Genomic DNA, 25,839 nt, shown 5'->3' with positions numbered 1-25,839 from the left:
GCTGTGCACATTGTGAGAGGAGACGTCAAAACAATAAGGAGTTGCACCTTCCAATGGATATACATGATGAAGAAAAGTTTTATTGAATGGAAAGATAGGGATAAAGAAATGTTGACAAATGCAACACTCCTCAATCATAATAACTTTAGACTAGTAAATAAGGGGAATAAGAGATGGGTTTTTTAGTAGGTGTTAAAGAGGCGGGGGAAATCCTTGGTTGGGATCGGAGAAAGGTCTCCACCTATCATCTGCGTGGTGTGCTGCCTAAGCCAGTAATCAACTTATCAAGTGGTCCCATTTGGCTTCGGAAACAGATTGAATATTATAAGACTAGTAAAGAGTTGGGTGTAACTACGTATTATATTGATGAAGAAAAAGTATATGAATGCAAACATAATTATCCTATGAAAGAAACAAACTATTCACCTGAAGAAATTAAGGAATGTATGGGGAATTATATTGTTTATCAGGAAAAGGACATCCAACAACTGATAAGTGCCATTCTGGAAAAGAAACCGATTGCTCAGTTCCTTTCTTTTGAATCCATCAGCTATCTACATGATTTGGGTATTTTGGATTCGGATGTTTTCCATGATTACATCCACAAATACTCAAATGAATACATAGGGACGACTAGGGAAGGACGGGATTAAGAATCATGTTAAATACCTTGCAAAATAATTTTTTGAAAATTACGAAAACGATTTTTCCAGATCATCCTCAACTCTTTGACGAGTGGACCGATGATATCGGTCATCTTATGGCAAGTCAAGTGGATTATCAGCCTTGCCAATCCTTAAAGGCGTTTTTCGTGATCATAGATCGTTTAGCAAAAGATCATGAATTGAAATTTGAGAGTATGGAAAATTGGGTCCAAGATTATAAAGATGAGATAAGAAATTTTGTCCTACCATACATTCGGATCGTTGGGGAAGATAGTGCCCCCTATTCCTTAAAGTCTAGCAATAGACAAGTAATAAATTCTTTGTTAAATCAGAATTTTGCAGAGTCCGGTTCAGCTTTATTATTTCATAAATTAAGGGAGACCATCAGTAAAAATGAATTTGACATTGCAAGAGAAATACCCACTGCAAAGATTGCGGAGAAGGCATTAGAAGCGACTGCTCAAGTAAGATCCGAAAATGCTTATCTAAAAATGAAATCCAATGCAGCGATTGAGCAATGGAAAAATCTCACCTCTCAAGCCATAACCTCGATGGATGACTTAACGGCAGACATTTTCGATATCGTTTCGATTCTGTGGATGCAGCAGGCCACTCATAAAGATCAAATGATTCATTTCCACACGGATGACGCCTTGAATCTAAGGAGATTGCAAGGGCGGAGCGAAGAGTCTGACGGCTATCAAACCTCGTATCGCAAAAAAGAACGGGATGATATTATGAAAAGGTTGGCAGCACTGACGACCATTTGGATCAGGATTGAACGAGAAAATTTGAGGTTCATCAATGAGGATCAGGGTAACTTTGATGAAATAGGGCAAGTTCAATTCAATCCCCTGTTTTTGATTGATAGCGTAACCGTTGCCTATCGGGGAGAGAATCCGATTGGTATTTATGAATGCAGCATTCGTCCAGGGGAAATACTTGCGAACTTCTTGTACGGATCCCAAAAAAGCAGTGGTTTTTTAGCATTAAAGACGCTCGAATACCATCCAACAAAGCAAAAGTACCATAAACGGTTATCGCGATACCTATCCTGGCAGTGGAGAATTCGCCAAAAGAGTGCGGATTATCTAAGAGCCTATCATATCGGTGGAGAGAAAGGACTCTTAAAAGTCATGGATTTGGATGTGAACCCGCGATATGGTTCAAGGATCAAGGAACAATTTGAAGAAATATTAGATACACTGCAGCAGGACGGAATCATTAAAGAGTGGAGTTATAAAGAAAAAGACTTAGAACAGCAGATTGAGCAGGAACGAAACTGGTTTGCAAACACCTGGTTGAAGGCCCGTGTTCAAATTATTCCTCCTACTGAAATCACAGGAATTGGTGATGACAGGGATTTATTGATGATTGAAGACTACGACTATGAAACGGTAAATTTTTCGACCATGTTGAAGGGGTTGACGAAATTAGAGGTTGCAGCTTCCATTGAAACAGTCGAAGAAAAGTTGGTGACTCCTGAAAACATCAGTAGGGAAAGAAATGACCGAGGATTAAGTATTTTAGTGGCAGCAAATCAAATAGGTATTTCCCACAGTACCTTATCCCGGTATGAAAGGCACTTAATTAAACGCCCGTATACCGAGAATTTAGAAAAAATGAAGGAATGGCTAAATGCAAAATAAGCATCGAAATTCGGTGCTTATTTTTTTATTTAAAATTGTTCCAAGTGTTTATCATTATAGTGATTTATTCGAATTTTTCCATTCGCTTTAACACTTATAACAATCCCCTTCTCCTTGGATTAAGAATGGTGAAATTTATGGAAAGAAACAATATGGATTTAGTTAAAATACTTTGTAGGTAGAGGGTTTAAAGTCCCATCAAGGCCATCCATAAGGTAGCAATTGGTAGGTTGAATATAAGACGGAGTTTTGCCCTAACTTAAGTTATATGAACCGCCTTAAGGCGGAACAATAGCGTTAAAATACTGCTGTCATGACAACCTTTTTTTCGGGGGTCTGTATGACTTTTTTGCTTCCTATTCCCCTTCCCTTCTATTAAAGTTGATAATTTTTTTACTGCATTCTTGGATATCTTCATAATAACCTTTTAGAAAAGTTCATTCCTATTGCCATGGCCATACCCCCTGCAAAAAATAGAGGTTGAGTATTAGTAAGGATACCCTTCTATGCAAATTAAGTCACTGGGCTTAACTTGGTGCATGTAATTTCACCAATAAATATAAACATCCTCTGTGGTGTCTCGGAGCCAACTTTGTAAGCTCGGACGACTATGCTTTGCCGATCCAAGGCTACAAATCCTGTAGTTGATGGATCATTCACAGAATGCATATTCTTCTCAACCTTTCTTCTTTGCAATTATCTTGCAGCTGTGTACCGTTCAATTAATCTATAATTTCCATTTTTTTATTTTCATAAAGTTGTAGCTTGGCACTTGGATAAATTTATGGAAAAACTCCTTTTCGATTAAAATACCTAATTATTGAAACAATAGCAATTATTAATTAGGAGGAATGTATGCTTAAAGAATTATTATCTATAATGTTAATTTACACTGTTGTATTCCTTTTATTCCTAGGGATAACTTTTCTTTGGGTGCTACGGATTAAAAGGTAATTTCCATTACACATCCCTCTTGTTTTTCTTCTTTGTTTTTAATTGCTTAAATTAATAATTATATTGTTATTAATATTATTGATTTTATATTTATTATTATTGTTATGAATGACATATATATCGTTATCAACATTGATAATATTTTTATTATTAATATCATTAATTTATTGTTTTCTGTTGATCTAAATTATTATTACTTTTAACTGTTATTCTTTGGAAATACCAAAATCAGGAAGAATCTTTAATATTTATCAAAACCAAATGGATGATAAATAAATGCTAAACAACATGTGGATAAGGACCTAATTTGATTGACCTATTTTCTTTATCCCTGAAATATTAAATAGGAAAAAATATTTCATTATTATCATTAACATTAACATATATTATGGTGTTATTATTGATATTGTTGTGTACTTTATTAATGTTTTGTATAACATCATTAATTGATTAGTTGTTTTATAAAAGATCTAATTTGTTGCAATTATTAATTAATACTTTGAAAATACAGAAAACAGGTATAGGGACGATGGTTAAATATTAGTTTTAACCAATGATGATAAATAAATGCTAACAAATATGTGGATAAGGAAGGAATTTGATTGACCTAATTTCTTTATCCCTTGAAATGATAAATGGTAAAAATATAATTCTTTATTAGTGTTAAAATAGACATATGTTATATTGTTAATATTGATATTGTTGAGTATTTTAATAATGTTTTATATAACATCATTAATTTATTTGTTGTTTTATAAAAGATCTAATTTGTTGTTAATAATAATTGCCATTTGAAAATACAGAAAACGGGTATAAGGAGGATGCTTAAATATTATTTTGTAACCAATGATGATAAATAAATGCTAACAAATATGTGGACAAGGAAGGAATTTGATTGACCTTATTTCTTTATCCCTTGAAATGATAAATGGTAAAAATATAATTCATTATTAGTGTTAAAATAGACATATGTTATATTGTTAATATTGATATTGTTGAGTATTTTAATAATGTTTTATATAACATCATTAATTGATTTGTTGTTTTATAAAAGATCTAATTTGTTGTTATTAATAATTGCCATTTGAAAATACAGAAAACGGGTATAAGGAGGATGCTTAAATATTATTTTGTAACCAATGATGATAAATAAATGCTAACCAATATGTAGATTAAGTAGACCTTTGATTGACCTAATTTCTTTATCCCTTGTAATGTTAGGTGTGTTAAAAAATATATATCATTATTAGCGTTAAGATTAACATATATATTATTGTTATTTTTGTTATCATCGTGTAATTTAATAATGTTTTGTGCAATATCATTATTGGCTTTGTTGTTATTTTTTATTGTTACTAGAATATAAGGAAAATGGGTAGAATGACTTTAATCTTTATGTTTATTCTAAAATCGTAGCATTTTTCTATTCCTCTATATAATTCAAAAAACGAAAAACCCTAGTGAATCACTGGGTTTAAAGGGGGCTTTTACATTCACATATCCCAAAAGTCGCTCATTTTCGCTTGTGGATCCACTTTACGTATCGCTTTTAATAGTTTTTTCATGACGTCCTGGCGTGGAATGTAGTCTTTATCGCTACATGCTTTAGTAACTGTATTTTTACTAACGTTAGCATCCTTAGCGAGATCTTGTTGTTCTAATCCTTTTTGATCTATCCACTTCCCCAGCTGACTCCGTGGTTTGCCTATACCCCACATTTTTTTATTACTCCCTTCTAATTCTTCTTATTCCCCAGTCTTGACTCTTAATCCCAAAAATATTCGATTGATTCCAAAAAAGTTGGGAATAATGGACAAGCCATGGCACATACCTTGTACTAAGGACGTCAAGAGACGTCATAAAAGGGGGTATTTAGATGATCACTAATGAATTGAAAATATTTAGGGATATGGAAATCGAATGGATTATTAATAGGAATGAATGTTATGGATGTTCAATTAATTACAAGTACCCTAAAAATGAAAAGGTGGCCTTTTCTTATGGTATATAGACCTACCATTCGATATGATGAAGTATTCAGAACCCATGTGGATGCCCTCTTTCATGCTACTCATTTAGATCGGAATCAGATTATAAGGGCAGCTCTTTTTACGGCTGTCCATTCAAAAGAGTTTCATAAATTATTAAAGCCCTATCAAAGGCGTGACGTCCCTCTACCTCCTCCTCTATGGTCGCTAGAACAGAACAGTTTATGGCTACAGCAGTCCCCTAAAGTAAACACTGGATGGAAGGACGTCAATGAAGAGCAGACAAAAGCAGGAGAAATAATCAAGGATAATGAAAACACTATGAAACTAGTTCCCGAAAGTGAAAATAAACGGAATATCCGATTCGAACAGGCTAAGATTCCTTCCGAACCAATTAAGATTACAGGCGGATTGGTTTTTACACTGGATTAGAATAAAAGGAGAGTATAAGTTACTTAATTCAAAGAGAATCGGTGGATTAACGATGGGCATTAAAGGGATTTTGCTTATTACGGGTACTTGCTAACTTAGAAATCCTTTTTAAAAGGAAGCCTGGTTATTGTTTGATGATGTACAATTTTTTATATTGTAAGCTCTGGCTTTATTTTGAGTTTTTTCTACAATTAAGGTTCTCGTTTGATGGTTTCCCACCTGATATCGTTTCTAAAGGGCCGATTTCAGGTGAGAAAGAATACTTTTCTGTATTTTATCTGAATTCCCCTGTTCTTTTATCTGGTTGATGAAGTCTAAATAAAGGATCGTCAACAAATCCTCAATTGTTACATGCTGGTCGTTCAGATAAGGGGTGAGGTCATGTAAAAAGATCTCCCCCCTTAATATTTCAGATTCCTTCATTTGAATTGTGATATAAGCTTTCTTCTCTTTTTCTGATTCCTCCTCGTTGATCTCCTCTTCAATTGATTCAAATGAAAAAACATTTTTTGTCAAAGCCTTCATAACTCGTTTTTCTACTTTCTTTTCTCCTAAATATCGTGCTTTTCCTGACACCAGGAACCCTGCAACCTGCTTATTTATATTACCTTTTTTGATCTGGGTAAGGAAATCCTTATAAAGCAGATGAACCAGGACGGCTAAATCAAATCCTCGAGGCACATTATCAAATACATCGAACATGTCGTCGATAAACACTTCCCCTCTTATATAATCGTAGTAACCGGTGACAATGGTTAGGTACTTTCGGTTTCCTAGCATGTAGTCCAAAAAGCCTTTTGGAGAAGAGAGGCCTTGTAATTTTTTTTGAAGGAGATTCAACTTACTGTAGGATTTCTTCAAGAGAACCACCCTTTTCAATCCAATTCAAGACGCTGGCCATTATAATGAAAACGACCTTACGTTCTGATAATTGTTTTTGAATTGCCAGTCCATACGGACCACCAATTCCGTTGTAACTATTTTCTTTCAGCATGGTATGCATGTAGGTTTTGGTATCTTTATAATCCTGAACCCAGTCCACTATATCGATATGATCTAACCCGAACTGTAAGAGAGTAGTATTAAATGCTGTCTGGGTTAAAGGTTGTCCCTCTATAGTTTGAATAAATCTCTCCATTTGCTTACAGAGGGTCCGCAATTTTATCTGCATGATAGGTGTTACAGGGAATTTAATATTGTGGCATTTATCCGAACGAGGTTGTCGTCTTTTCTTAGGGAAACTTTCTAGTTCATCCTTTTTTGAAATACTTTTTTTTGAATGAGTGTTTTGAAACATTGGGTTTAAGCTCTCCACTTTCCTTCTCCCCCTCTTACTTTTTCAATCTAGCTCATGGTCACTTTTCCACTTTTCCATGTTTTATTAGATATATAGTGAGGGGAGGGGGAATATAGAACTCTTTTGTATATTTTTTTAGAATAAGGGAATACTGGTTACTACGAATTTATAGAAAGGAAAGATGAACATGTCCAATAAAAAGAAGGATAAAAGTGTATCAAAGCAGTTAAAAAAAGCAGTCAAAGATGCAAAAAAGGCGGGCGTGAAACTGGTTAAAGTGGAAGTGCGATAAGGAATTCAAAGATTTGAGATAAACACAGGGAAAACATCTGCTAAAAGGAGGATTATTGCCCTATTCTTGATTAATTATAGAGTTGAAAAAAAGATTAGATTTGAAGAGGTTGTTAATAATTAAATAGATTAGTTTAGAAACATCTATCTTATGTCTCTTTTTCCGCATTTTCGATTTTATTAAATATATTAGAAGGAGTTAAACCTTTGGTTCAAGTTACAAGTGAATGTTTCAAACGTCTATTATATCGGTGTTTGGTTAAAATGACGTCATAGAATTCTCCTTCCATTCTTAACAATTTAAAGAGCAGAGGTATACAAAATAAAGAGAGAATAGGCCTTTTTTGAAAAATAAACTCTTTTTATCAGGGTTAATATTAAGACCTAAAAAGACTTTTTTCTGGTTATTGTTATCCCCTGACTTTTGAGCTTATCTTTGAGGTATCCGATTTTTCAAAAGCTGTTAGTGCGAGTGAATCCATCATGTTTAGAAAATTTTTATAGCTTTTCATGGAAAGACGTCAGTTTGTCGGATTAGGACAACCTGCATACATCTCCAATTCAAGGTAATCGGATCTTTTAATTTTAAAAAACAACAGAATTATTCACATGGAATAAATAAGCTGCCTACATTTTCCGGATTCCTTCAATTAATTGTTTTTATCACAATGATTTTCACTGTTTGCCCAGGATACTTAGGTTTTTTAAGGAAATACGTTATTCGTAAAATATTACTGTTATTTTTTATATGAAATTTTATATTTGGACTTTTAAGATCAATATTGTTCGAAGTATACAATTTGTAAACATTAAAAATAAACCTGTAGATAGAGATTGATAGTGTCATTAATGATAATATATAACAATTTTATATTTATTATTATTGTTATAATTAACATATATTTTGTTGTCGTTATCAACATGGTTTTTTTATTGTTCTTATTTATAAAATTTCCCTTTAGATTAGTTTGGCTTCAAATTTCAATAATCCCAACCTCTAAATCATTTAATTTAACGCGGTTAATTATGTGCCTTTATAGTTCTTTTACAGGAAATCTTAATCCACTAACTCCTTTGTTTGTGAAACAGAAAAAGGCTGCGCACCACTATTTAATTTTTTATTATGTCTTCAAAATCTTTAAGTTATGAAAAAACTTATTTAAGGTTTTGCCTGACGCATAGGGTTTATACCTATCTAATTCTCTCTAAAACGGTAATTTATTGATATGAAATTAAAAACTCCCCAGCAATGCTGGAGAGTTAACAAACTTACTCTTCTTTTTTGGATAAACAGCGATCACATTCAATCAAATAACTTTCTGCTTGCTCTTGCATATGCTGCCTGCATTCAGGACATTCCTTTTTTTGCAAATTGCGGAAAAATTCAACCGGACTAACTAACATTTAAATCTCCTCCTTTATTAATACAGTTAGTTTTTATTTCTCTTGTTATAATACAGTATAAATGAAAAATGGAAAAATGAGTAGACCTTTTTTAAAAAAATATGCACAATTTTTAAAAATAAGATTTTTTAATTCCTAATTTTACAATTTTCTTTTTTGGATGTTAATTGTTTTAGGCTTATCCCCTTATTCTCCCCCGGTATCAATTTGCTCCACTTCCACATATAAATCTGGATCCATAGAAAATGAGGACAAAACCTTCTTTCTTTTATTTGCAATGTTTCTTTCCAGAAGTTATATCTCAGAAATAATGATTATCTTAACCATTAACAGCACCAACATTATTATTTTTATTGTCATTAATAACATATGTTTTGATAATGGTTTTAATATGAATGTAAATGTGTTTTTTATCAGTCGTGACATCTTTATTTTTATTTGACTGTTTTAGTTATACTTAATAATTGAGTAATTTGTTACCAAACTTTTTCTAGAGGGACATATTAAATAAATTCAATTTAATTATTAAGGATGGGCAACAGAAAAAAGTGGCTTTGCTCGGAAATTTGAAAAATGAATGTGTAATCCACTTTCATCTAATTGGCTAATTTAATATTTATAATTTCTATGTTATCCGAAACGATCTTTTAACATAATGATCCTAGGTTAAAATTTCACTACATCGGGGGAATGAAGATTTTAAAGAGGAATATAAAACAATATTAACATATAAAAAAACATATAAATTAACATATATATTAATGTTAATTTATATGTTCAGAACTGACTAACCATAGTAATCGATTCGTTGCTGCGATTTGTAACGATCCATGAATATTAGTTTCATCTGTTCACTATGAATGGTTGTTTGATGGTGCCGAATTTGATTCATGTTAATATCGAGGAGGTTGATGACCCACTAGTTTTCGCAAGGAAAGTTAGAACAGAATATGCACTAATAGAGTTCTTTAGTTGGATAACAGGTGGTGTGCAAACTGGTTAATACGGAGTTCGAAATGAAGCTAACCATTTAATAAGTATATAAATATGTTAAATTATATGTTAATACATGTTATAACATATAAAACAATTTTAACACTATTGTTCATTTGACCTTTTTCTAAAAACTTTAAAGAGATAATCTAAGTTAATAACTCATACCTTTATTGAAACTGTATGAAGTTATTTTTCCTCAATAAGTCCTTACTCAATTTTCTTATTTCTTTGATAATCAGTTAAAATTCTCCCCTTTTTCTCCCTTTGCAGCTATTTTATCAACTTCCGATGATTAGTCTGAATTCATTTAAAATGAGGCAAACGAAATAAAAAGGGGTGTATATGATAGAACTAACCAAGCCCAGTAAATTTAACGAATTATTTACGATAAAACTTTAAAATATAATTCAATATATATCTTAAAATACATATATATATATTTCAGTAGGTAATAACGCTAAGGATGTTCTTTAATAGAGAAAAGAAAAAGCAACTGATTTATTCACATGAAATAAATTAGTTGCTTACATTATTTACCTATTTTCGGCTTCCTTCTTTTTATTGATTTGTTATCCTATTCATCTTCAACTTTTCATCAACACTTGGAGAATACTTACATTGGTTAAATAAGTGTGGTATTGGTTTAGCTCAAACCGATCTTCATGAATACACCGGTTTAGGTTCTAAGATCACTATTTTACCCCTTTTTATAACTTCTATATATATGATTACCAAGCTATTAATATTTTATTCATAAATTAATTTAACCTTTTTTCTTCAATTTTAAATGCCTAGGAAACCATAGTCTTTTTGGTGGGGCTTTATTCGTATTATAATTTTATTTTCGAATTTTTGTGGTTCGATGGATACCTTTGTAATTAAAAATTAGATTATCGAAATTGCGACTTTCTTCATTATGATTACTTTTGACAGAAGTAAATATTCAAAAGATCATTTATTGATAAATTATAATGATTATATATTATTGTGATTATTGTTATTTTTAACATATATTGTATTGTTATTTTTAACATATATTTTATTGTTATTATTAATATTATTTTATTATGTATTATTATTATACTAATGATTCCATAAGCGTTATAAAAGTTAATATATCACTATGTTTTGTCACTATAGATATAAGGAATATATTGTTCAGGAACTAAATCTAACTACCGGCGATCATATGTGAAATAAGGAGTATTAGATTAGGTTAATCGTATATGCAATCTCACATTAAAATCATATTCTGATATGAAGAGGCGAATGCCTAAAAGGACACTAAAGAATTTAAAAAACTACGAATGTGAAAATGACCAAAACTAACAACCGCAAGCCCCTGCATTCATGTATGGGGTAAGGTTGTTTTTTATTGATTTTTTCAGAACAAACGTTCCTTTAAATTAGCATTAGATAGAATAATTTGGTATAATATGGGTATGAAAAGTCTAATACAATATAAAAGTAATAATAACGTAGTATATTCATGCAAATATCATGTGGTTTGGTGTCCTAAATATAGAAGGAATGTATTGGTGGATGGAGTAGATGAAAGACTTAAATCTATTCTATTAGAGGTGGCAGAAGAAACGAAATCTGAAGTAATCGAAATGGAAATTATGCCAGATCATGTTCATCTACTTGTTGAATGCGATCCGCAATTTGGAATTAATAAACTAATAAGAATGATGAAGGGTAGAAGTTCTCGTTACTTACGCGGTGAATTCCCATGGTTAAAAAGTAGAATTCCTTCTCTATGGACCAATAGCTATTTTGTTTCCACTGTTGCAGGACAACGCTAGATGTTGTAAAACAGTATTGAAAATCAAAAAGGGGTGTAAAACCATGGCAGCAAAAAAAGAAAGAACACCTTCTTTTATCGCAACGATTCGGTTAAGAACGAATGCAAAGGAAGAAAAGCTGCTTTTGTTGTTGTCTGATTGTGGAAGACAGCTTTATAATGCGTGTTTAGGAGAAAGTTTGAAGAGGATAAAGACTATTCAAAACACCGAATTATATAAGGAAACCGTCCGATTATCTAAAACTTCGGAAACAGATATTGAGAAACGTAGAGCTAACTTTAAACATCTTAATGCGACTTTTGGATTTACTGATTATTCGATTCAATCCTTCGGGATTAAAACGAAGAATGCATCGAAGTTTATTGCGGAACATTTAGGGACGCACATCTGTCAAAAACTTTCGACAAGATCCTTTAAGGCTGTTCAAAAATACGCTTTTAAGAAAGCGAAAAAGGTAAGGTTTAAACAAAAAGGTGAATTTGTTTCCTTAGAAGGCAAAAACAACAAAACATTTCTAACTTACTCCAATGGTTATGTTTTTATCGGAAAAACACTTTCGTTAAAATGACTCATCGACCCCAAAGATCCATGGATGCAGCATGCCTTAAAACATCGAATAAAATACTGTCGAATCATAAAAAAAGAAGTTAAGGGGAAAAATCGTTTTTACGTTCAATTGATTCTTGAAGGATCCCCCTATCATAAATATGAATTAGGTAAGGAAGAGATTGGACTAGATATTGGTCCTTCCACGATTGCGATGGTAGGGGAATCGAAAGCCGTATTAAAGGAATTTTGTGATGAAGTGGTATTAATCGATAAGGAAAAAAGACGAATCAATCGGAAAATGGACCGGCAACGGCGAGCAAATAACCCCAATCATTATCAAAGCAATGGCGTGATGAAAAAAGGTAAAAAGAAGTGGATCAGCTCCAAAAGATACATAAAAACACGTTCAGAACACAGGGAATTGGAACGTAAAATTAAAGAAGTCAGAAAACAGCTCCATGGTCGAGATACCAATCAAATCCTACAACTAGCCTCCTCCATTCAAACAGAGAAACTCTCCTATACAGCTTTTCAAAAAATGTTCGGAAAAAGTATCAGTCGAAAAGCACCAAGTATATTTTTGAAAATGTTAAAACGAAAAGTAGAATCGCAAGGTGGAAGATTCCGAGAGTTTCCTACCTACTCCACAAAGTTATCTCAAACTTGCCATTGTGGTGCCATTAAGAAAAAAAGACTCATGGACCGCTGGCATATTTGTGAATGCGGGGTCGTGGCACAACGTGATTTATATAGTGCATTTTTAGCTAGATATGTAACGAAATCAAATCAAGTGGATCTTCAACAGGCTGAAAAAGAGTGGCTTCAACTTTCCAATGTTTTAAATGAGTGCATCTCCAATTTGGAAAACATGAAATTAAAAAGAAAATTGATATCAACATTTGGTGTATAAATTCCTAAGATTAATAGGTTAAATCTATCGGTGCAGACATACCCCGGAACAGTCAATAAGTTGTGAGTGGCAAGGGAATCCGAGCTCATGTAAATAATCTTGTTTCGATTGTTTGCATTAGAACGACTTCGGCTGTAGAAGCCTTTTAGACCAAAGTGAAGTCCATCTTTTATAGTTAATTATAGATTTTGGAAGAGCCAAGGTTGTTTAAAGGTGGAACCCCCTCCATTTATGGATGGGTGAGTGTCAGACAGATAGAATATAATGATGTCAATGACATTAATGATCCCAGAATGCAATAGGGAAGAGTATGGGCGAGCTAATATTCAGACTATTATTACTGCGTGGTTAACGCAGTATCAGTAGGGACTGTTAATTCAAATATATGTCAGAGATTAAGCTAGGAAACAGCAGTTTCAGTTTCCTGGATTTGTAGCATCATCTTTTGCAAACCATCTCTTGTGATGAAAAATAAGAGAAAAACAAGTTGAAATAAATAGCTAAAAGTATACCCAAACGCTTTTTAATCCCAGCATTTCGATGATGTATGGAAATTTCTAATTCATTAAATGCAGATTTTAGGTCTTTTGGTTATTATGCTCTTTCATTTAGTAAGCAGCTTTTCTGCTTGGTAATGTATTCTCGACAAGAATGTGGTGTTTTTTATATTAATCGAGCACTTTGTCAATGATCGAAGTGAATCCGTGAGGATTCTAACAGAAGATAGTACATAGCCTATTTATATAGGGGCGACGTTTGAATATATATATATGTTGAAATATATGTCATTAAATATTTCAACATGTAATTCAACATTAACTTCATTAATAATTTAATCACTTTCTAAATAATTTAAAGAGACAATCTAAGTTAATAACTCATACCTTTAATGAAACTCTATGAATTTATGTTTCTTCAATAACTCCGTACTCTTCTAATAATTTCCTGATTCTCTTATTAATTAGTTTAGATTCTCCCTGTTCAGCAATTTTATTAACTTCATGAAAAGTCTGGATTCATTTAGAATGGGCTAAAAAACTTCCTGCTTTTTCTTCGTGGGGTACTTTCCGGAATCTAAATCTCTGGATTCGTATTTAAACGCATATTTATTAAACATTGAGAAATATTACATTCTTTTGGAGATGATTATCGAAATAAAATGGGACGTTATATGATTAGAACTTACTAAGAGTTGTAAAATGCTGATTTATTTACAATAATAACATTAATATATATTTCAACATATATATTAAAATACATATATTTCTTCTGCCGTTCAGGTTATTACGATAAGGATGGATCTTTAATCGAGCAAAAAGCAACTGAATTATTCACATGGAATAAGTTAGCTGCTTACATTTATCTTATTTACTTTTATAGGTTTCTTTCTTTTAGTTGTTTTTTATCCGAATGATTTTCAACTTTTCACTTGAGAATTGTTACATTGGTAAAAAATAAGTAAGATATTGGTTTAGCTTAAATCGATCTTCATGAATAAAATTAGATTGGAGAGGTTTATGTTCTAAAAACGATATTTTTACCCCCTTTTTATATCTTCCTTATCTATATGTTTCCCAATCAATTTAACTTTTATACATACAAATTAATAAAATATTTTATTGAAAAGTACGTTTTTAAAATTTTCATAGTATCCGAAGATTCCTTAGTTATAATACTACGAAGTATGTTACTTTAATGTATTATATCGACAAGACACTTGTAGGACACGGTTGTTTAAAGGGTATACATTAAAATAAACTATCCCTATAGAAAGAAACGCAAAAGATATAGCCAATCCTTTTGAGATATTTTTTATTCTAATTCTCGAACTTTTTTACTTTTTATTGTAAATTATTTACCGGAAACTAATACTAAGGCAATCACTGTCTTATTGATAATAATAAAGAAAATTTATAATTTATAATTAATGTTATTATAAATATATATATTATTGTCAACAACGATATATATTTTATTGTTAATGTCAAAGTATATATCGTTGTTATTATAAATGTTGTTTTAGTATATATTCTTAATGTATATGGTGTATAATTTCGGTACTTTTGAAATATTTTGGGATTTTCAATCTTTTCTTCATTTAAACCTTATATATTGACTCATTAGGTTACCCAGAACAAATAATTTTTAGTGGTTTGTCAAAAAAACAGACTATTTTTTGTAAGCAGGGTAAACATTAGAAAATGAACTAGGAGTGTTAGGATGGAAAATAAAAGAGAGTAGCAAAACACTTAAAACAAATTAAATAGATCAACCTGAAAAATATGAAACATCCAATCAAAGTTTGTTTGATAAATTTGAAAGTGAGAGAAATGTGGATCCTATCCCTATGGAAGACCTAAACGAAGAACAACAAGAAGAAAAGACCCCTCATGATACAAAGGATACTGTCTCGAGTGATAAAAAATATAGTGGCAAGTAATTTTCGTTTATTATAGGCATCTGGAAATCCCTCTATGTAAACCGTCCATAATTTGACGATTTTCTTTTTATTTCCAAAAATCCTATTCCTTCATTTCCGTGCAATTCCATATGGTGAAACCTATGCTTTTCATTTCTTAAGCAATGTGCTGTTCTGTTACAGATTGATCATTCACAGCTATTAGGTCAAATATATCGTTAGTTTTTCCCGCCGTTACTGGAATAATCCCTAATACATAGTGTGTCGTCCGTTAGTACCGCTAAAAGTACACTTGATAGTTCTTTTTTCTCTGCTTTAATTTCTAATTTTTAACTCGCTTTAACTCCAAGAATGTTAATATTCCATTTGAATTGTTATGAGACTTTTATTACTCACTTTTATTTATTGATAATAAAACAATAAAATTAATGTTATTATCTTTTTTGTTGTTTTTGATATTTATAATATATATGATAATGTTATGAATAACATATGTTATCGTTATTATTAGCGTTTTGTTGTTTTTATGATTACACAATGCTTTTAAATCTAAGGTAGCACTTTCGCAACTTGTATTTGGTAAAACCAGGAACGATTGTTTCTAAGCAAAATGTTTGGTACTACAATGTTTCTTTTTGAAGAAAGTTAATTTATTGAGGAAATTGAAACTACTGGATCATTTTATGGTGCCAGTTATTTTTAATTTATGGGAGGAATAAAGGAGTGTTTACAAATGCAAGTCATGGATTTTTAGAGTAAAAAAAGCTAGACCTATTTATTTTTGTGAATAGGTCTAGCTTTTTATTGCTATCAATGTGAAAGTTTAGCATAAGAGAAATAGTTTCCGGGAAACGGCTCACTTTTTTAAACCTGAGCTAGGTTAAATGCAATATAAAGGTGATTCGAAAGTTATTTTTTTTCAATAACACCGTACTCTTCTAACAATTTTCTTATTCCCATGTTAATTAGTTTGGATTTATCCCCTTTTTCTCCCCTGGAAGCGATTTTGTCCACTTCCACAGCTAAGTCGGGATCCATATAAAAGGAGGTAAAAACCTTCTTGTTTTTTCTCTTCGTAGGTTTCTTTCCGGAAGCTAAATCTCGGAGATAATCATCATCTTCATCATTATCAACAACAATGTTTTTGTTTTTATTGTCATTAATAACATATGTTTTATTTATTTCATTAATATCATCATTTTTATTATTGTTATTATTATTGAAGTTCTTGTTTTCATCAACATTAATAACTTTGTTTTCGTCTTCATCATTATCAACAACAATGTTTTTGTTTTTATTGTCATCAATAACATATGTTTTATCATTATCCTTGATATCAACATCTTTATTAATGTTATTTTTATTAACGTTTTTGTTTTCATCAACATTAATAACTTTGTTTTCGTTTTCATTGTTATCTACCTTGCTAGTGCCATCTTCATTTGTATCATATGAATTAAAGAACGCTTGGGTAGGATTAGGCTTTTTAATTCGATCCTTGAGGCTGTTTTTGGCTGACACGTTCTTTCAACTCCTCTACAAAGGGATAGTAATATTCTAGGGCGTTTCTTAATTCTGCATTTCCTTCAAAACCTTCGATTGCTAAACGTCTAGTAGAAGCTTTTCTTTTTATGATCGTATTGAATTTCAAACTAGGGTAATCTTCCTCAATAGCTTCTAACATTACTTCATTTTCTTTGGCTCTTGAATCAATTAAAGAGAATAGGATACCTGCTGTTTTTAATGAAGGGTTATAGCGCCCTTTGGCTCCTTCGATAATTTCCAAAAATTTTGGAATGGCATAATAAGCAAACATAGAACCATCAAACATGACTACAGCGAAACTTCCAGCTTCTGAATATGTACTAAGAGGCATTACCGTTTGCTCTGAGAGTGCCGGAGGCGTATCAATAATGATCCAATCATAATCTTCCATTACCGGCTCTAATGCTTTCTGCAAAGCATCCAATCTGAGATGTTTTTCAAACATTTTTCTAGGCAGAGTAGCAAGGAAATCGTTTGAGGGAATCAGATCGAGATTTTCTTTGATTTTGATAATATAAGACCTAGCATCTTCTTCCAATATGGCCTCAAGAACGGTCTTTTCCTCAAACGCATTGCATATGTCATATTCGCCTGTTAGGAAACTAGTTAAATTTCCTTGACCGTCCATGTCAATGGCCAAAACCTTTTCATCTTTACTTAAGAGAAAAGAAGTGATGCCACTGCTAGTCGACTTGGAGCAGCCGCCTTTACTGATTCCAAACGTTATTATTTTTGCTGTCAACACTTTCACCTCTATCAATGTATATTTTGTTATATATTAAATCTTTAACTATTTTAGCATGATTGTACTAATATAAAAAGATGCTATTAACAACATTATATTTTATGTTATTACATAAATTGATAGAGTTTGCAAAACATATGTCAATATATATATTAAAATATGTATTATTAATAAGCCTTAATTATTATCGTCGGTAATATTTAAATAAATATATTCTCTAGATATGTTTATATATATGTCAACTTATACTTTGTTGTATAAATTGTTTTTACATTTATTGATGAATACAAACAATATTAGCTAAAATATTTTGAGATAGCGAGTTTAAATATTTAATTTGAGGTACATAACAATAAAACCCGGTTGGAGAATGGATACTAAAGAAATGAACTCCCTTATTAGTAATGCCTATGATTTGTATAATAAAATCGAAAATACACAGGATTTATTAATAACATATTCTATTAATATATTTAAAACATATGTCATTATATATATTAATGTATATTGTATCAATGGTAATAATTTTGATTTTATTCATTTAAGATTAATATAGAATACTATTTTAGTCTTTAGAAAGGATTATTTTAATAGTTTCCAATGTATCCATTAATGATTAGAATGGTAATCATTATCACAATTAGGGAGAAACACATATATTCTGAAAATGAATTTAAAGAATATGTTAATTTATATGATGTTAAGTGTTTTAGATATAAATTAAATTTAATTTCGTTGAGGATATAGACATTTCTATATCTAATTATTTTGAGAGATAAATCTAATAAATAAAATACCTATAAATCGTTTTAAAATGATAAGATCGTGAAGAACACCTTCTGTATTCGGGATAAAATAAATATATTAATAATATCTTTAATGTATATGTTAATCCATATGTTATTAAATATTTCATGATATGATTTATCGTTATTTTCATTGAAAATAACATTATATTTGTTAAAGTTTACATCAATATATGCAAGGATTTAAAGTGGATCTCCTATATTTGAGATAAAATAACTATTGGATAATATTTTTTAAAACATATGTTGATATATATATTATAATATAAGATAGTAGTATTTTTAATAATTAATTTATCATATATATTAATACAATGTATAAATGGATTTCCGATTCTATAATTTAGAAATGATTCGAGTAAACAAAATATAAATTAGCAAATACGATTAATATATATGTCATTATATATGTTGAATAATACTTTAGCGTTATTTCTATCAATGAATTCAATTCATAATTCAACTATATATCTAGATACAATTGTTGTTAGTAGATGACGTAGAAAAAACCGAAGACCAAATTCCCGATGGATTGAAAGTGATTGAAGCCCCTTATTTGTGGGATAAAGGGTACTACCGTTTTTATCGAGCACTTTCAAAATTAAAAGTTCACTTTTGGTGCAAATACTAAAATTCCGGCAGCGTTTGTCTTAGTAGCTGCAATCGTTCCGGCAACATGTGTGCCGTATCCATTGTTATCTTACAACTGGAGAGGTCCGAAAGGGGAGCGTGTCCTGTCATTAGTATGTCTTTAGGTGGTCCGGATGATAACCCGGAATTGAAAGCAATGATTAAGGAAGCCATTGACAAGCAAATTGCCGTGGTGGTAGCTGCCGGAAATGAAGGAGATTCTAAGGAAGATAGGCGAGTATTCGTATCCTGGTGCATACAATGAAGTGATAGAGGTTCCTGCAGCCGATTTTTTCCGGAAAACTAGCGAATTTCTCCAATAATAATACGGAAGTTGATGTGATTGCTCCAGGAGTGTGCGTTTGACATCCATCTCATGGGCTCGTGCAAAAATTCAAAATGAATACAAATTATTCCTAGCTGACATAGAGGTAAGATGTCGAAGAAGAACATTAGCGGAAGATGAAAAGGAATCCCAATTGTTAGATAAGCCTTCTTATGGAACTATTAATGTTTTTGCAGATGAAACTAGTAAAACAGAACAATTCGTTATAATAGCAGGTATTTGGTTTTTAAGCGAAAAATTAGCATCAAAAGTTTAAAGAGATTTTATAAAATGCTCAAGTAGCAAAAATGAACAAGGGATAAAATTACCGGAAGAATTCTACTTTAAGAATTTAAATAATCGGAACAACCAAGAGTTAGAACTCTACAAAGAATTTTTTAATCTTTATTGTCCGAAATGGAAAAATGATTAGTTTTAAGGCAGTTGCAGTTAATAAAAGTAAAATCACCAGGATTTCTATTTCTGATTTGGTAACTAAACTTTATTATCAGTTTATCAGATTAGGCGTAAACCATGAGATAAACTCCAACAGAATTCAATTACCTAAAAAGATTAGTATAACTAAAGATGAGGAAGGGGAAAGCGCATTAATCCTTGAAACATTAAAGCAAGGATTGGAAGATAATTTTATGATTCATTATGAAGATAATTTAGTAATGGATCAGTTAATTTCGATGCCTTCTCACGAACATTTATTTTTAAGTTTGCTGATATGTTTGTAGCTGCACTAAATAGAAAATACAACAATCCAGGAAACAACAATAAAGATAAATTGGCTGAATATATTCTAGAAGCGATACAGGTAAACGAGATAAAGTTTTCGGCAACACAAGTCGAATCAGATGCTGAAAAGGTAACAGAAGAAATTGACCATTCAGTTTTATTTGTTTTCGATTAAAAAGCCTGTGTTTCATAAAAGGGGAAGCAAGGATAAAAAAGAAAAGGAAAAAGGATAAATTAGAATTATTCGAATTTATTTTTGAATGTATTGAACCATTGTTAGACATCCTGATGTGGAGGAAGTGTTTGTACTAGAAGGAACTTACTTAGATATGGGGAAGGAGTATGGGGCTGGTTCATACCTATATTATCCTCCAAATAGTGTACACGCTCCCATTAGTCCAACTGGATGTACGATTATGGTTATGTCTCACAAAAAGCCAGAAATTTTGCAGGAAGGTTGATATTGAATTTTTTTACTTAAGGTACTCATTTTGCAAACTGCTGACCATACCCTTACAAATGTAACCCCCCACAATCGTTAGACTTAACTAACGACGATGGGGGGTTTTTATGTCCAAGCCTCTTTTAAAAGCTTCACGCCTTCTTGTATTTCATCACAGGTAAGATTACTGAATCCAAGTTTAATAATTGTTTCATCAGAATAATTTTTTATGAAATAGATGGAGGTAGAATACACTTTAACCCCATAAATGGAAGCACGCTCGATTAACCATTCTTCCGAACGATTTAGATGTACCTTAACTAATACGTACAAACCAGACTGCTCCCCAATAATGGATATATTTTGTTTCAAGTGTTTTTTTAATTCTGAAACTAAGAATTGCATTTTTCGCTTATAAACAAGACGCATTCGTTTAATATGGCGATTCCATTCTCCATCTTCCATAAATTTAGCCATTGTAACCTGGCTAAGAAGAGAAGTGGTACTCTCGAAATGAAGAAATTGATTTTTATAACGGTTTAAAAGTAACTGTGGTAGCACCATATAACTTAGACGGATTCCTGGAAGAAATGACTTTGAGAAATTCCCTAGGTAAATAACTCTTGTTGAATCAATGGAAGCAAGTGCTGGAAAAGGCTGCTGCGTATAGCGAAATTCACTATCATAATCGTCTTCGATAATAAATCCATGTTTCTTGTTAGCCCAATGAATAAGCATTTGCCTTTGTTGAATAGACATGCTTACTCCTATTGGACTTTGATGGGAGGGTGTTACATAGATTATCCTTGAAGTCATTTGTTCTAATTTTGAAAAATCAGCACCGGTCTCATAAACTGGTAAAGTTTCAAGCGTGAAACGATGAAATTGAAAAGCTTCCCTTGCTCCATCATAACCTGGGTCCTCTACAATAATGCTAGCGAAATCATCCTTCAGGATTTGTCCAAGATAAATCAACATTTGTTGGGTACTACTGCCGATTATAATCGCATTTGGATCTGTTTTCACCCCACGAGATTGGAGTAAATATGTGACGATTTGTTCACGCAAACACAGTTCACCAAAGGGTTCCCCGTATCGAAAGCTCTCCTGTAATGTTAAAACTCGATTTGCTATTTTCCTCCAAATTTTCAGGGGAAAATTGGTTTGATCTACGGCTCCTGCTCGGAAGTCAATTAGTACTGGTGTCACCGACTTTGTTTGCCTTTTATTAGGAAGAACTAAGGCATCTTGAAATAAAAGTGGATCTAATTCATTTACAAAATACCCTTTTCGACCTTCACCACGGATATAACCTTCAGCTACAAGCTGCTCATATGCCATTAATGTCGTATTACGACTTACTTGAAGGGAGTCTGCAAGTTGACGAATGGAGGGCAATGGGTCACCAGCTGGTATGTCACCACTCTCAATAAATAATTTAAACTGCTCGTAGATTTGTTTGTATTTGGGAGAGTCATCCTTAAAAGCAAAAATGGTATTTTTCATTTACAATACACCTTTGACATGTTCTTTTATTAATAATTGTACCTTTTTATATGTCAGTTTGCATTATAAAATATCTTATATTGATACCACCAATTACAAAGGCTTAATTAAGGAGGAGCTAAATCGTGTATATACCTAAACATTTTAAACTAGATGACGAAGAAATGATTTATGATTTTATCGAAAAATACAGCTTTGCCACTTTATTTTCTCAGCACAACGGAGAACCATACGCAACCCATCTTCCACTCACATTAAATAAAGGTGAGAGTGCCTTATATGGTCATTTTGCTCGCCCAAACGAACAATGGAAGGATATTGAAAACCAACAAGTTCTTGTGATTTTCCAAGGTCCTCACTGTTATATTTCTCCTTCATGGTACGAAACAATGAAGGCAGTTCCCACATGGAATTATGTATCTATCCATTTATATGGAAAGATGGAAATTGTCGAAGATCAAAAAGTAATATTTGATTCTTTAAATGACATGGTAAATAAATATGAAAGGCCAGATAGTCCATACAATTTAAATGATGTAGAACCTAGTTATATCGAAGGAATGAGTAAAGGGATTGTAGGATTCAAAATAAAAATCACAAAGATTGAAGCAAAAGCTAAATTAAGTCAAAATCATCCTGTGGAACGTCAAGAATTAATTATTAAGCATCTAGAAAACACCTCTAATCAAGATAATCTACAAGTGGCATCTCTAATGAAGAAAAATCTACAAAATGTAAATAAAAGCATTTAACTTTGCCTTATATTACGAACGGGCCAAATACAAGTTGAAAGGATGATTATAGTGTACATTCCTAAGTAATATCGTATGGATCATGATGAGGCAGTTCAAATGATGAAGTCTTATCCGTTTGCCTTATTGATTACTGTTGATGAACATCGCCCCTTGGCTACGCACATTCCGTTGGAAATTCGTGAAGATGAAGGGAAAATCTATGCGACTGGGACATTGCATACGGAAACATGCAGAAGAAAACTTTGGATAAAAATAGTGATGTGTTGCTTATTTTTCAAGGACCGCACGCTTACATTTCGTCGAGTTGGTATGAGATTGAAGAGGTTCCTATATGGGATTATCTAGCTGTACATGCGTATGGAACAGCACGTGTAATCAGTGGGGACGAGCTGAAATTAGCTTTGGATACTATGCTTAAATACTATGAGTCTCACTGAGAAAATGGTCGGCTCTGGGATACGTTTGATCCAGATATCCAGAGTTGCTTGAGAGTGAAATGAGAGGAATAGTTGGCTTTGAAATTGAAATCACCGCTATTCAAGCTGCAGCCAAAATGAGTCAGAATCGTAGTGACGCTGATTACAAATCGATAGTTGCAGAGCTTGAAAAATCAAATGAACAAGGGGAAATTCAGGTTGCTCAGAGGATGCGTGAGCGACGGAATGGTCCATTTAAATGATTGGCCTAATTATTATGGATTGATTTCTTGGATTTGTTTATAGTGCAGCCCCTGGGACAGTCAACATCGAAACTTTACGCAGAGGGTTAAAACGAGGATTTATGCCATCATTTTTGGTACAAGTTGGAGCCCTTCTAGGTGATTTAGTATGGGCTGTTTTCGGGTTAACAGGTGTAGCACTGGTTTTTCATTTTTTAGAGATACAAATTATCTTAGGCATCATTGGGGTAACCTTTTTACTTCCATGGATGTCCTTTTTAGACGTTCGTAAACCAATTGATTTGACTAATCCAGAAAGGATTCCATTTCCAAACGAGCAACAAAATTAATTCATGTGCAAAAATACAACAAGGAGTTGCGTTATTTTATGGAGTTTTCAACTATTTGGCTATTTGTAATTGCTGTTGCTACGTTGTTAATAATACCTGGACCAGCTGTGTTATATATTATGGCAAGGAGTATAGATCAAGGGAAGAAAGCGGGCCTGGTATCAGTTCTTGGTGTATCTCTTGGTGGTTCTGTTCACGTTTTAGCTGGAGCAATTGGAGTTTCTGCGATCCTTATGACATCAGCAACAGCCTTTAATATCGTTAAATACTTGGGTGCTGCTTATCTTATCTATCTGGGGTGTAAGACTTTATTTTCTACATCTGATAGAACGACTTCAGAAATTCCAAAAGCCCCTCGCAAAAAATTATTAAAGATTTTTTACCAATCAGCGCTCGTAGAAATAATGAATCCTAAGACAGCACTCTTTTTTTTAGCCTTCTTTCCGCAATTCATATCACCTTCTTCTGGATCAGTCGCAGTACAATTTTTGCTTTTAGGAATTATATTTATTATCCTAGCTTTTATTAGTGATGGTCTGTATGCAGTTCTTGCAGCAAGTATTAGAAAGCGGATTCTGGGTAGTAAAATGAGTTCAAAGTTACAGAATCGGATAACTGGTTATCTTTATATTGTTCTAGGGGTAATCTGCGCCTTTGCGAGCCCCTCCAAAACATAAGAGTGTTATGATGAAATTTATCGTGTTGTGACACAACAAATAGTGAGTCTACCAAGACAATAAGTAAAATGAAATGGAGAGATATTTTATGCCTAGATTTATCATTGAAAATGATTTTTGGTCGTTATTCCCTCATGCAAAAATAGGCACCGTTATTTGCCAGGGGATTGATAATTCAATAAGGGACGTTGAAATCTACGAGAAGCTGCTGCAGGAGGCAGAGAAAGAAGCACATAAATTTCTCAGTCTGGAGGAATTCAGTAGTAATCCAGTCATATTCGTTTGGCGAGAAGCTTTTCAGAAATTCAAGACAAAGAAAGGGGCAAGGTGTTCTATTGAAGCTTTATTAAAAAGAGTGAAAAATGGCAATCATATCGGAACAATAAACCCGCTTGTTGACATCTATAATTCAATTTCATTGCGTTATGGGCTTCCGTGTGGTGGAGAAGATATCGACACTTTTGTAGGCGATATTCGGCTAACGCAGGCAAATGGTAACGAACCGTTTATCCCATTGGGGAATAATGAAAATACTTCGCCATATGAAGGTGAAATTGTTTATAAAGATGATGACGGTGCAATATGCAGATGCTGGAATTGGCGTGAAGCTCTGAGGACGATGCTAACAGAAAATACGAAAAATGCATTCCTCTGTATTGAATTAATAGATGAAACAAGAAGCGATGAGTTTCATATGGCGCTTAAAGCATTGTCTGATTTAGTGTCACATAATCTTGGTGGTATTGTGAAGATTGAAGTGTTAGATATTAATAATAGGGAAATTACAATCTTTGGTTAAGGTCAAATTGTGTTTAAAAATGATACTTTGCTCTGGAAATGTTATGGCTTTGATTCATAGTACGATTTATCCAATGTTTTCAACGCGGACAGAGCGATGCAAGATATAGGGGTTAAAAAGACAACATTTTATAAGTTAGTTAAAGAGTACGAAAGAGAATTGAAAAGTACCACAATATAATAGAAGGAACTCGTCAAAAAAAAAGCCTTTGCTCAACGCGAGCAAAGGCTTCTATCAAGAAAATAGGATATCTATGTTAAATTTTAGAAAAGATTGTGAAGGTTTGTACTTAAAGTAACGGGCAGGTTAGCTTAAGAAGGATTAAATAAGTTCTATACGACAGGGAGGGTTTACCTTTGAGGGCAAGCAGCGAGGAAGTATTAAAACAGTTACTTAATACAAATTATATTGACTCTAAATTAAAGGATATATCGTATGACCATAACGGTAATGCTTTTTTCTTATTCAGCTAACGGTGCAGTTTAGTTGTGCGAAATG

General features: G+C 32.4%; 23 protein-coding genes and 4 pseudogenes. 19 read left to right on the top strand and 8 right to left on the bottom strand.

Annotated elements, in window-relative coordinates; translation table 11 throughout:
* Window positions 1-173 precede the first annotated feature (173 nt).
* Both J7E67_RS17445 and J7E67_RS17440 read left to right on the top strand, forming a co-directional pair.
* Entirely contained in the window at window positions 174-653 is a 480-nt protein-coding gene (locus tag J7E67_RS17445; protein WP_214717365.1) for a hypothetical protein, read from the top strand.
* Window positions 654-658: 5 nt separating this feature from the next.
* Window positions 659-2,314 (top strand): helix-turn-helix domain-containing protein, encoded by a 1,656-nt coding sequence (locus J7E67_RS17440; protein WP_214717364.1) that lies wholly within the window; start codon window positions 659-661, stop codon window positions 2,312-2,314.
* A gap of 2,447 nt (window positions 2,315-4,761) precedes the next feature.
* Here the strand turns inward: J7E67_RS17440 and J7E67_RS17435 are convergent.
* The gene (locus J7E67_RS17435; RefSeq protein WP_214717362.1) at window positions 4,762-4,986 is read right to left on the bottom strand and encodes a helix-turn-helix domain-containing protein; all 225 of its coding nucleotides are present in this window, start codon (window positions 4,984-4,986) and stop codon (window positions 4,762-4,764) included.
* 282 nt (window positions 4,987-5,268) lie between these two features.
* Here J7E67_RS17435 and J7E67_RS17430 point away from each other — a divergent pair, with 282 nt between their 5' ends.
* A complete protein-coding gene (locus tag J7E67_RS17430; RefSeq protein WP_214732508.1) occupies window positions 5,269-5,688 on the top strand; it encodes a hypothetical protein in 420 nt (139 codons plus the stop codon).
* A 231-nt stretch (window positions 5,689-5,919) separates the two neighbouring features.
* Here the strand turns inward: J7E67_RS17430 and J7E67_RS17425 are convergent, their stop codons facing one another.
* The 3 genes from J7E67_RS17425 to yhfH form a co-directional block, all read right to left on the bottom strand.
* A complete protein-coding gene (locus J7E67_RS17425) occupies window positions 5,920-6,549 on the bottom strand; it encodes a hypothetical protein (RefSeq protein ID WP_214732507.1) in 630 nt (209 codons plus the stop codon).
* The gene (locus J7E67_RS17420; protein WP_214732506.1) at window positions 6,530-7,003 is read right to left on the bottom strand and encodes a hypothetical protein; all 474 of its coding nucleotides are present in this window, start codon (window positions 7,001-7,003) and stop codon (window positions 6,530-6,532) included. The genes J7E67_RS17425 and J7E67_RS17420 overlap by 20 nt, the downstream gene beginning before the upstream one ends.
* Before the next feature lie 1,542 nt (window positions 7,004-8,545).
* Window positions 8,546-8,680 carry a protein YhfH gene (yhfH, locus tag J7E67_RS17415; RefSeq protein WP_214717354.1) on the bottom strand — a complete coding sequence of 45 codons (135 nt, stop codon included), beginning with the start codon at window positions 8,678-8,680 and terminating at the stop codon, window positions 8,546-8,548.
* 834 nt (window positions 8,681-9,514) lie between these two features.
* On the opposite strand from yhfH, the pseudogene J7E67_RS17410 reads away from it, so the two are divergent.
* From J7E67_RS17410 to J7E67_RS17395, 4 genes and pseudogenes are all read left to right on the top strand, one after another.
* A pseudogene (locus J7E67_RS17410) lies at window positions 9,515-9,683 on the top strand (DUF1259 domain-containing protein); the annotation flags it as partial.
* 1,435 nt (window positions 9,684-11,118) lie between these two features.
* Window positions 11,119-11,520: pseudogene (gene tnpA / locus J7E67_RS17405) on the top strand (IS200/IS605 family transposase).
* Between the two features lie 4 nt (window positions 11,521-11,524).
* Entirely contained in the window at window positions 11,525-12,049 is a 525-nt protein-coding gene (locus J7E67_RS17400; protein ID WP_214732504.1) for a hypothetical protein, read from the top strand.
* Window positions 12,050-12,073: 24 nt separating this feature from the next.
* Entirely contained in the window at window positions 12,074-12,940 is an 867-nt protein-coding gene (locus J7E67_RS17395; protein ID WP_214732503.1) for a zinc ribbon domain-containing protein, read from the top strand.
* A gap of 3,328 nt (window positions 12,941-16,268) precedes the next feature.
* Here J7E67_RS17395 and J7E67_RS17390 read toward each other — a convergent pair.
* The 3 genes and pseudogenes from J7E67_RS17390 to J7E67_RS31385 form a co-directional block, all read right to left on the bottom strand.
* Window positions 16,269-16,880 carry a ribbon-helix-helix domain-containing protein gene (locus J7E67_RS17390; RefSeq protein WP_214732502.1) on the bottom strand — a complete coding sequence of 204 codons (612 nt, stop codon included), beginning with the start codon at window positions 16,878-16,880 and terminating at the stop codon, window positions 16,269-16,271.
* On the bottom strand, window positions 16,846-17,646 hold the full coding sequence (locus J7E67_RS17385) for a ParA family protein (protein ID WP_214717349.1): 801 nt from the start codon (window positions 17,644-17,646) through the stop codon (window positions 16,846-16,848). The genes J7E67_RS17390 and J7E67_RS17385 overlap by 35 nt, the downstream gene beginning before the upstream one ends.
* 1,372 nt (window positions 17,647-19,018) lie before the next feature.
* Window positions 19,019-19,155 (bottom strand): annotated as a pseudogene (locus tag J7E67_RS31385) (S8 family serine peptidase); the annotation flags it as partial.
* Between J7E67_RS31385 and J7E67_RS17380 the strand changes: the two are divergent.
* The 5 genes from J7E67_RS17380 (at window position 19,132) to J7E67_RS17360 (ending at window position 20,615) form a co-directional block, all read left to right on the top strand.
* Entirely contained in the window at window positions 19,132-19,350 is a 219-nt protein-coding gene (locus J7E67_RS17380) for a S8 family serine peptidase (RefSeq protein ID WP_214717347.1), read from the top strand. The pseudogene J7E67_RS31385 and the gene J7E67_RS17380 overlap by 24 nt on opposite strands.
* Window positions 19,351-19,447: 97 nt before the next feature.
* Window positions 19,448-19,687, top strand: coding sequence for a hypothetical protein (locus tag J7E67_RS17375; protein WP_214717345.1), 240 nt, complete (start codon window positions 19,448-19,450; stop codon window positions 19,685-19,687).
* A gap of 148 nt (window positions 19,688-19,835) precedes the next feature.
* Window positions 19,836-20,153 carry a hypothetical protein gene (locus tag J7E67_RS17370; RefSeq protein WP_214717344.1) on the top strand — a complete coding sequence of 106 codons (318 nt, stop codon included), beginning with the start codon at window positions 19,836-19,838 and terminating at the stop codon, window positions 20,151-20,153.
* Window positions 20,144-20,329, top strand: coding sequence for a hypothetical protein (locus J7E67_RS17365; RefSeq protein ID WP_214732501.1), 186 nt, complete (start codon window positions 20,144-20,146; stop codon window positions 20,327-20,329). The genes J7E67_RS17370 and J7E67_RS17365 overlap by 10 nt, the downstream gene beginning before the upstream one ends.
* 115 nt (window positions 20,330-20,444) lie before the next feature.
* The gene (locus J7E67_RS17360; RefSeq protein ID WP_308161438.1) at window positions 20,445-20,615 is read left to right on the top strand and encodes a cupin domain-containing protein; all 171 of its coding nucleotides are present in this window, start codon (window positions 20,445-20,447) and stop codon (window positions 20,613-20,615) included.
* Window positions 20,616-20,722: 107 nt separating this feature from the next.
* Here the strand turns inward: J7E67_RS17360 and pdxR are convergent, their stop codons facing one another.
* Window positions 20,723-22,102, bottom strand: coding sequence for a MocR-like pyridoxine biosynthesis transcription factor PdxR (gene pdxR, locus J7E67_RS17355; protein WP_214732499.1), 1,380 nt, complete (start codon window positions 22,100-22,102; stop codon window positions 20,723-20,725).
* Between the two features lie 125 nt (window positions 22,103-22,227).
* Here pdxR and J7E67_RS17350 point away from each other — a divergent pair, with 125 nt between their 5' ends.
* The 7 genes and pseudogenes from J7E67_RS17350 (at window position 22,228) to J7E67_RS17330 (ending at window position 25,341) form a co-directional block, all read left to right on the top strand.
* The gene (locus tag J7E67_RS17350; RefSeq protein ID WP_214732498.1) at window positions 22,228-22,854 is read left to right on the top strand and encodes an FMN-binding negative transcriptional regulator; all 627 of its coding nucleotides are present in this window, start codon (window positions 22,228-22,230) and stop codon (window positions 22,852-22,854) included.
* A 99-nt stretch (window positions 22,855-22,953) separates the two neighbouring features.
* Window positions 22,954-23,202 (top strand): FMN-binding negative transcriptional regulator, encoded by a 249-nt coding sequence (locus tag J7E67_RS31380; protein ID WP_251026835.1) that lies wholly within the window; start codon window positions 22,954-22,956, stop codon window positions 23,200-23,202.
* Window positions 23,118-23,294, top strand: coding sequence for an FMN-binding negative transcriptional regulator (locus J7E67_RS31375; protein WP_308161437.1), 177 nt, complete (start codon window positions 23,118-23,120; stop codon window positions 23,292-23,294). The genes J7E67_RS31380 and J7E67_RS31375 overlap by 85 nt, the downstream gene beginning before the upstream one ends.
* A gap of 59 nt (window positions 23,295-23,353) precedes the next feature.
* On the top strand, window positions 23,354-23,536 hold the full coding sequence (locus tag J7E67_RS31370; protein ID WP_251026833.1) for a hypothetical protein: 183 nt from the start codon (window positions 23,354-23,356) through the stop codon (window positions 23,534-23,536).
* A gap of 50 nt (window positions 23,537-23,586) precedes the next feature.
* Window positions 23,587-23,865 (top strand): annotated as a pseudogene (locus tag J7E67_RS17340) (LysE family transporter); the annotation flags it as partial.
* Between the two features lie 38 nt (window positions 23,866-23,903).
* Window positions 23,904-24,542 (top strand): LysE family translocator, encoded by a 639-nt coding sequence (locus tag J7E67_RS17335; protein WP_214732497.1) that lies wholly within the window; start codon window positions 23,904-23,906, stop codon window positions 24,540-24,542.
* Between the two features lie 88 nt (window positions 24,543-24,630).
* Window positions 24,631-25,341, top strand: coding sequence for a B3/B4 domain-containing protein (locus J7E67_RS17330; protein ID WP_214732496.1), 711 nt, complete (start codon window positions 24,631-24,633; stop codon window positions 25,339-25,341).
* Window positions 25,342-25,839: the final 498 nt, after the last annotated feature.

Source organism: Bacillus sp. ISL-46 (assembly GCF_018613205.1).
The sequence above is the reverse complement of the archived record's forward strand: the minus strand, read 5'-3'. Positions and strand labels throughout refer to the sequence as shown.

Excerpts from the sequence above, each read along its gene's own strand:
- J7E67_RS17395 (WP_214732503.1), top strand. The coding sequence starts at position 12,074 with ATGCAGCATGCCTTAAAACATCGAATAAAATACTGTCGAATCATAAAA.
- yhfH (WP_214717354.1), bottom strand. The coding sequence starts at position 8,680 with ATGTTAGTTAGTCCGGTTGAATTTTTCCGCAATTTGCAAAAAAAGGAA.
- J7E67_RS17365 (WP_214732501.1), top strand. The coding sequence starts at position 20,144 with ATGTTTGTAGCTGCACTAAATAGAAAATACAACAATCCAGGAAACAAC.
- J7E67_RS17445 (WP_214717365.1), top strand. The coding sequence starts at position 174 with ATGGGTTTTTTAGTAGGTGTTAAAGAGGCGGGGGAAATCCTTGGTTGG.
- J7E67_RS17400 (WP_214732504.1), top strand. The coding sequence starts at position 11,525 with ATGGCAGCAAAAAAAGAAAGAACACCTTCTTTTATCGCAACGATTCGG.
- J7E67_RS17380 (WP_214717347.1), top strand. The coding sequence starts at position 19,132 with ATGTGTGCCGTATCCATTGTTATCTTACAACTGGAGAGGTCCGAAAGG.
- J7E67_RS17330 (WP_214732496.1), top strand. The coding sequence starts at position 24,631 with ATGCCTAGATTTATCATTGAAAATGATTTTTGGTCGTTATTCCCTCAT.
- J7E67_RS17435 (WP_214717362.1), bottom strand. The coding sequence starts at position 4,986 with ATGTGGGGTATAGGCAAACCACGGAGTCAGCTGGGGAAGTGGATAGAT.
- J7E67_RS17440 (WP_214717364.1), top strand. The coding sequence starts at position 659 with ATGTTAAATACCTTGCAAAATAATTTTTTGAAAATTACGAAAACGATT.
- J7E67_RS17335 (WP_214732497.1), top strand. The coding sequence starts at position 23,904 with ATGGAGTTTTCAACTATTTGGCTATTTGTAATTGCTGTTGCTACGTTG.
- J7E67_RS31370 (WP_251026833.1), top strand. The coding sequence starts at position 23,354 with ATGAGAGGAATAGTTGGCTTTGAAATTGAAATCACCGCTATTCAAGCT.
- J7E67_RS31380 (WP_251026835.1), top strand. The coding sequence starts at position 22,954 with ATGATGAAGTCTTATCCGTTTGCCTTATTGATTACTGTTGATGAACAT.
- J7E67_RS17370 (WP_214717344.1), top strand. The coding sequence starts at position 19,836 with ATGATTAGTTTTAAGGCAGTTGCAGTTAATAAAAGTAAAATCACCAGG.
- J7E67_RS17430 (WP_214732508.1), top strand. The coding sequence starts at position 5,269 with ATGGTATATAGACCTACCATTCGATATGATGAAGTATTCAGAACCCAT.
- pdxR (WP_214732499.1), bottom strand. The coding sequence starts at position 22,102 with ATGAAAAATACCATTTTTGCTTTTAAGGATGACTCTCCCAAATACAAA.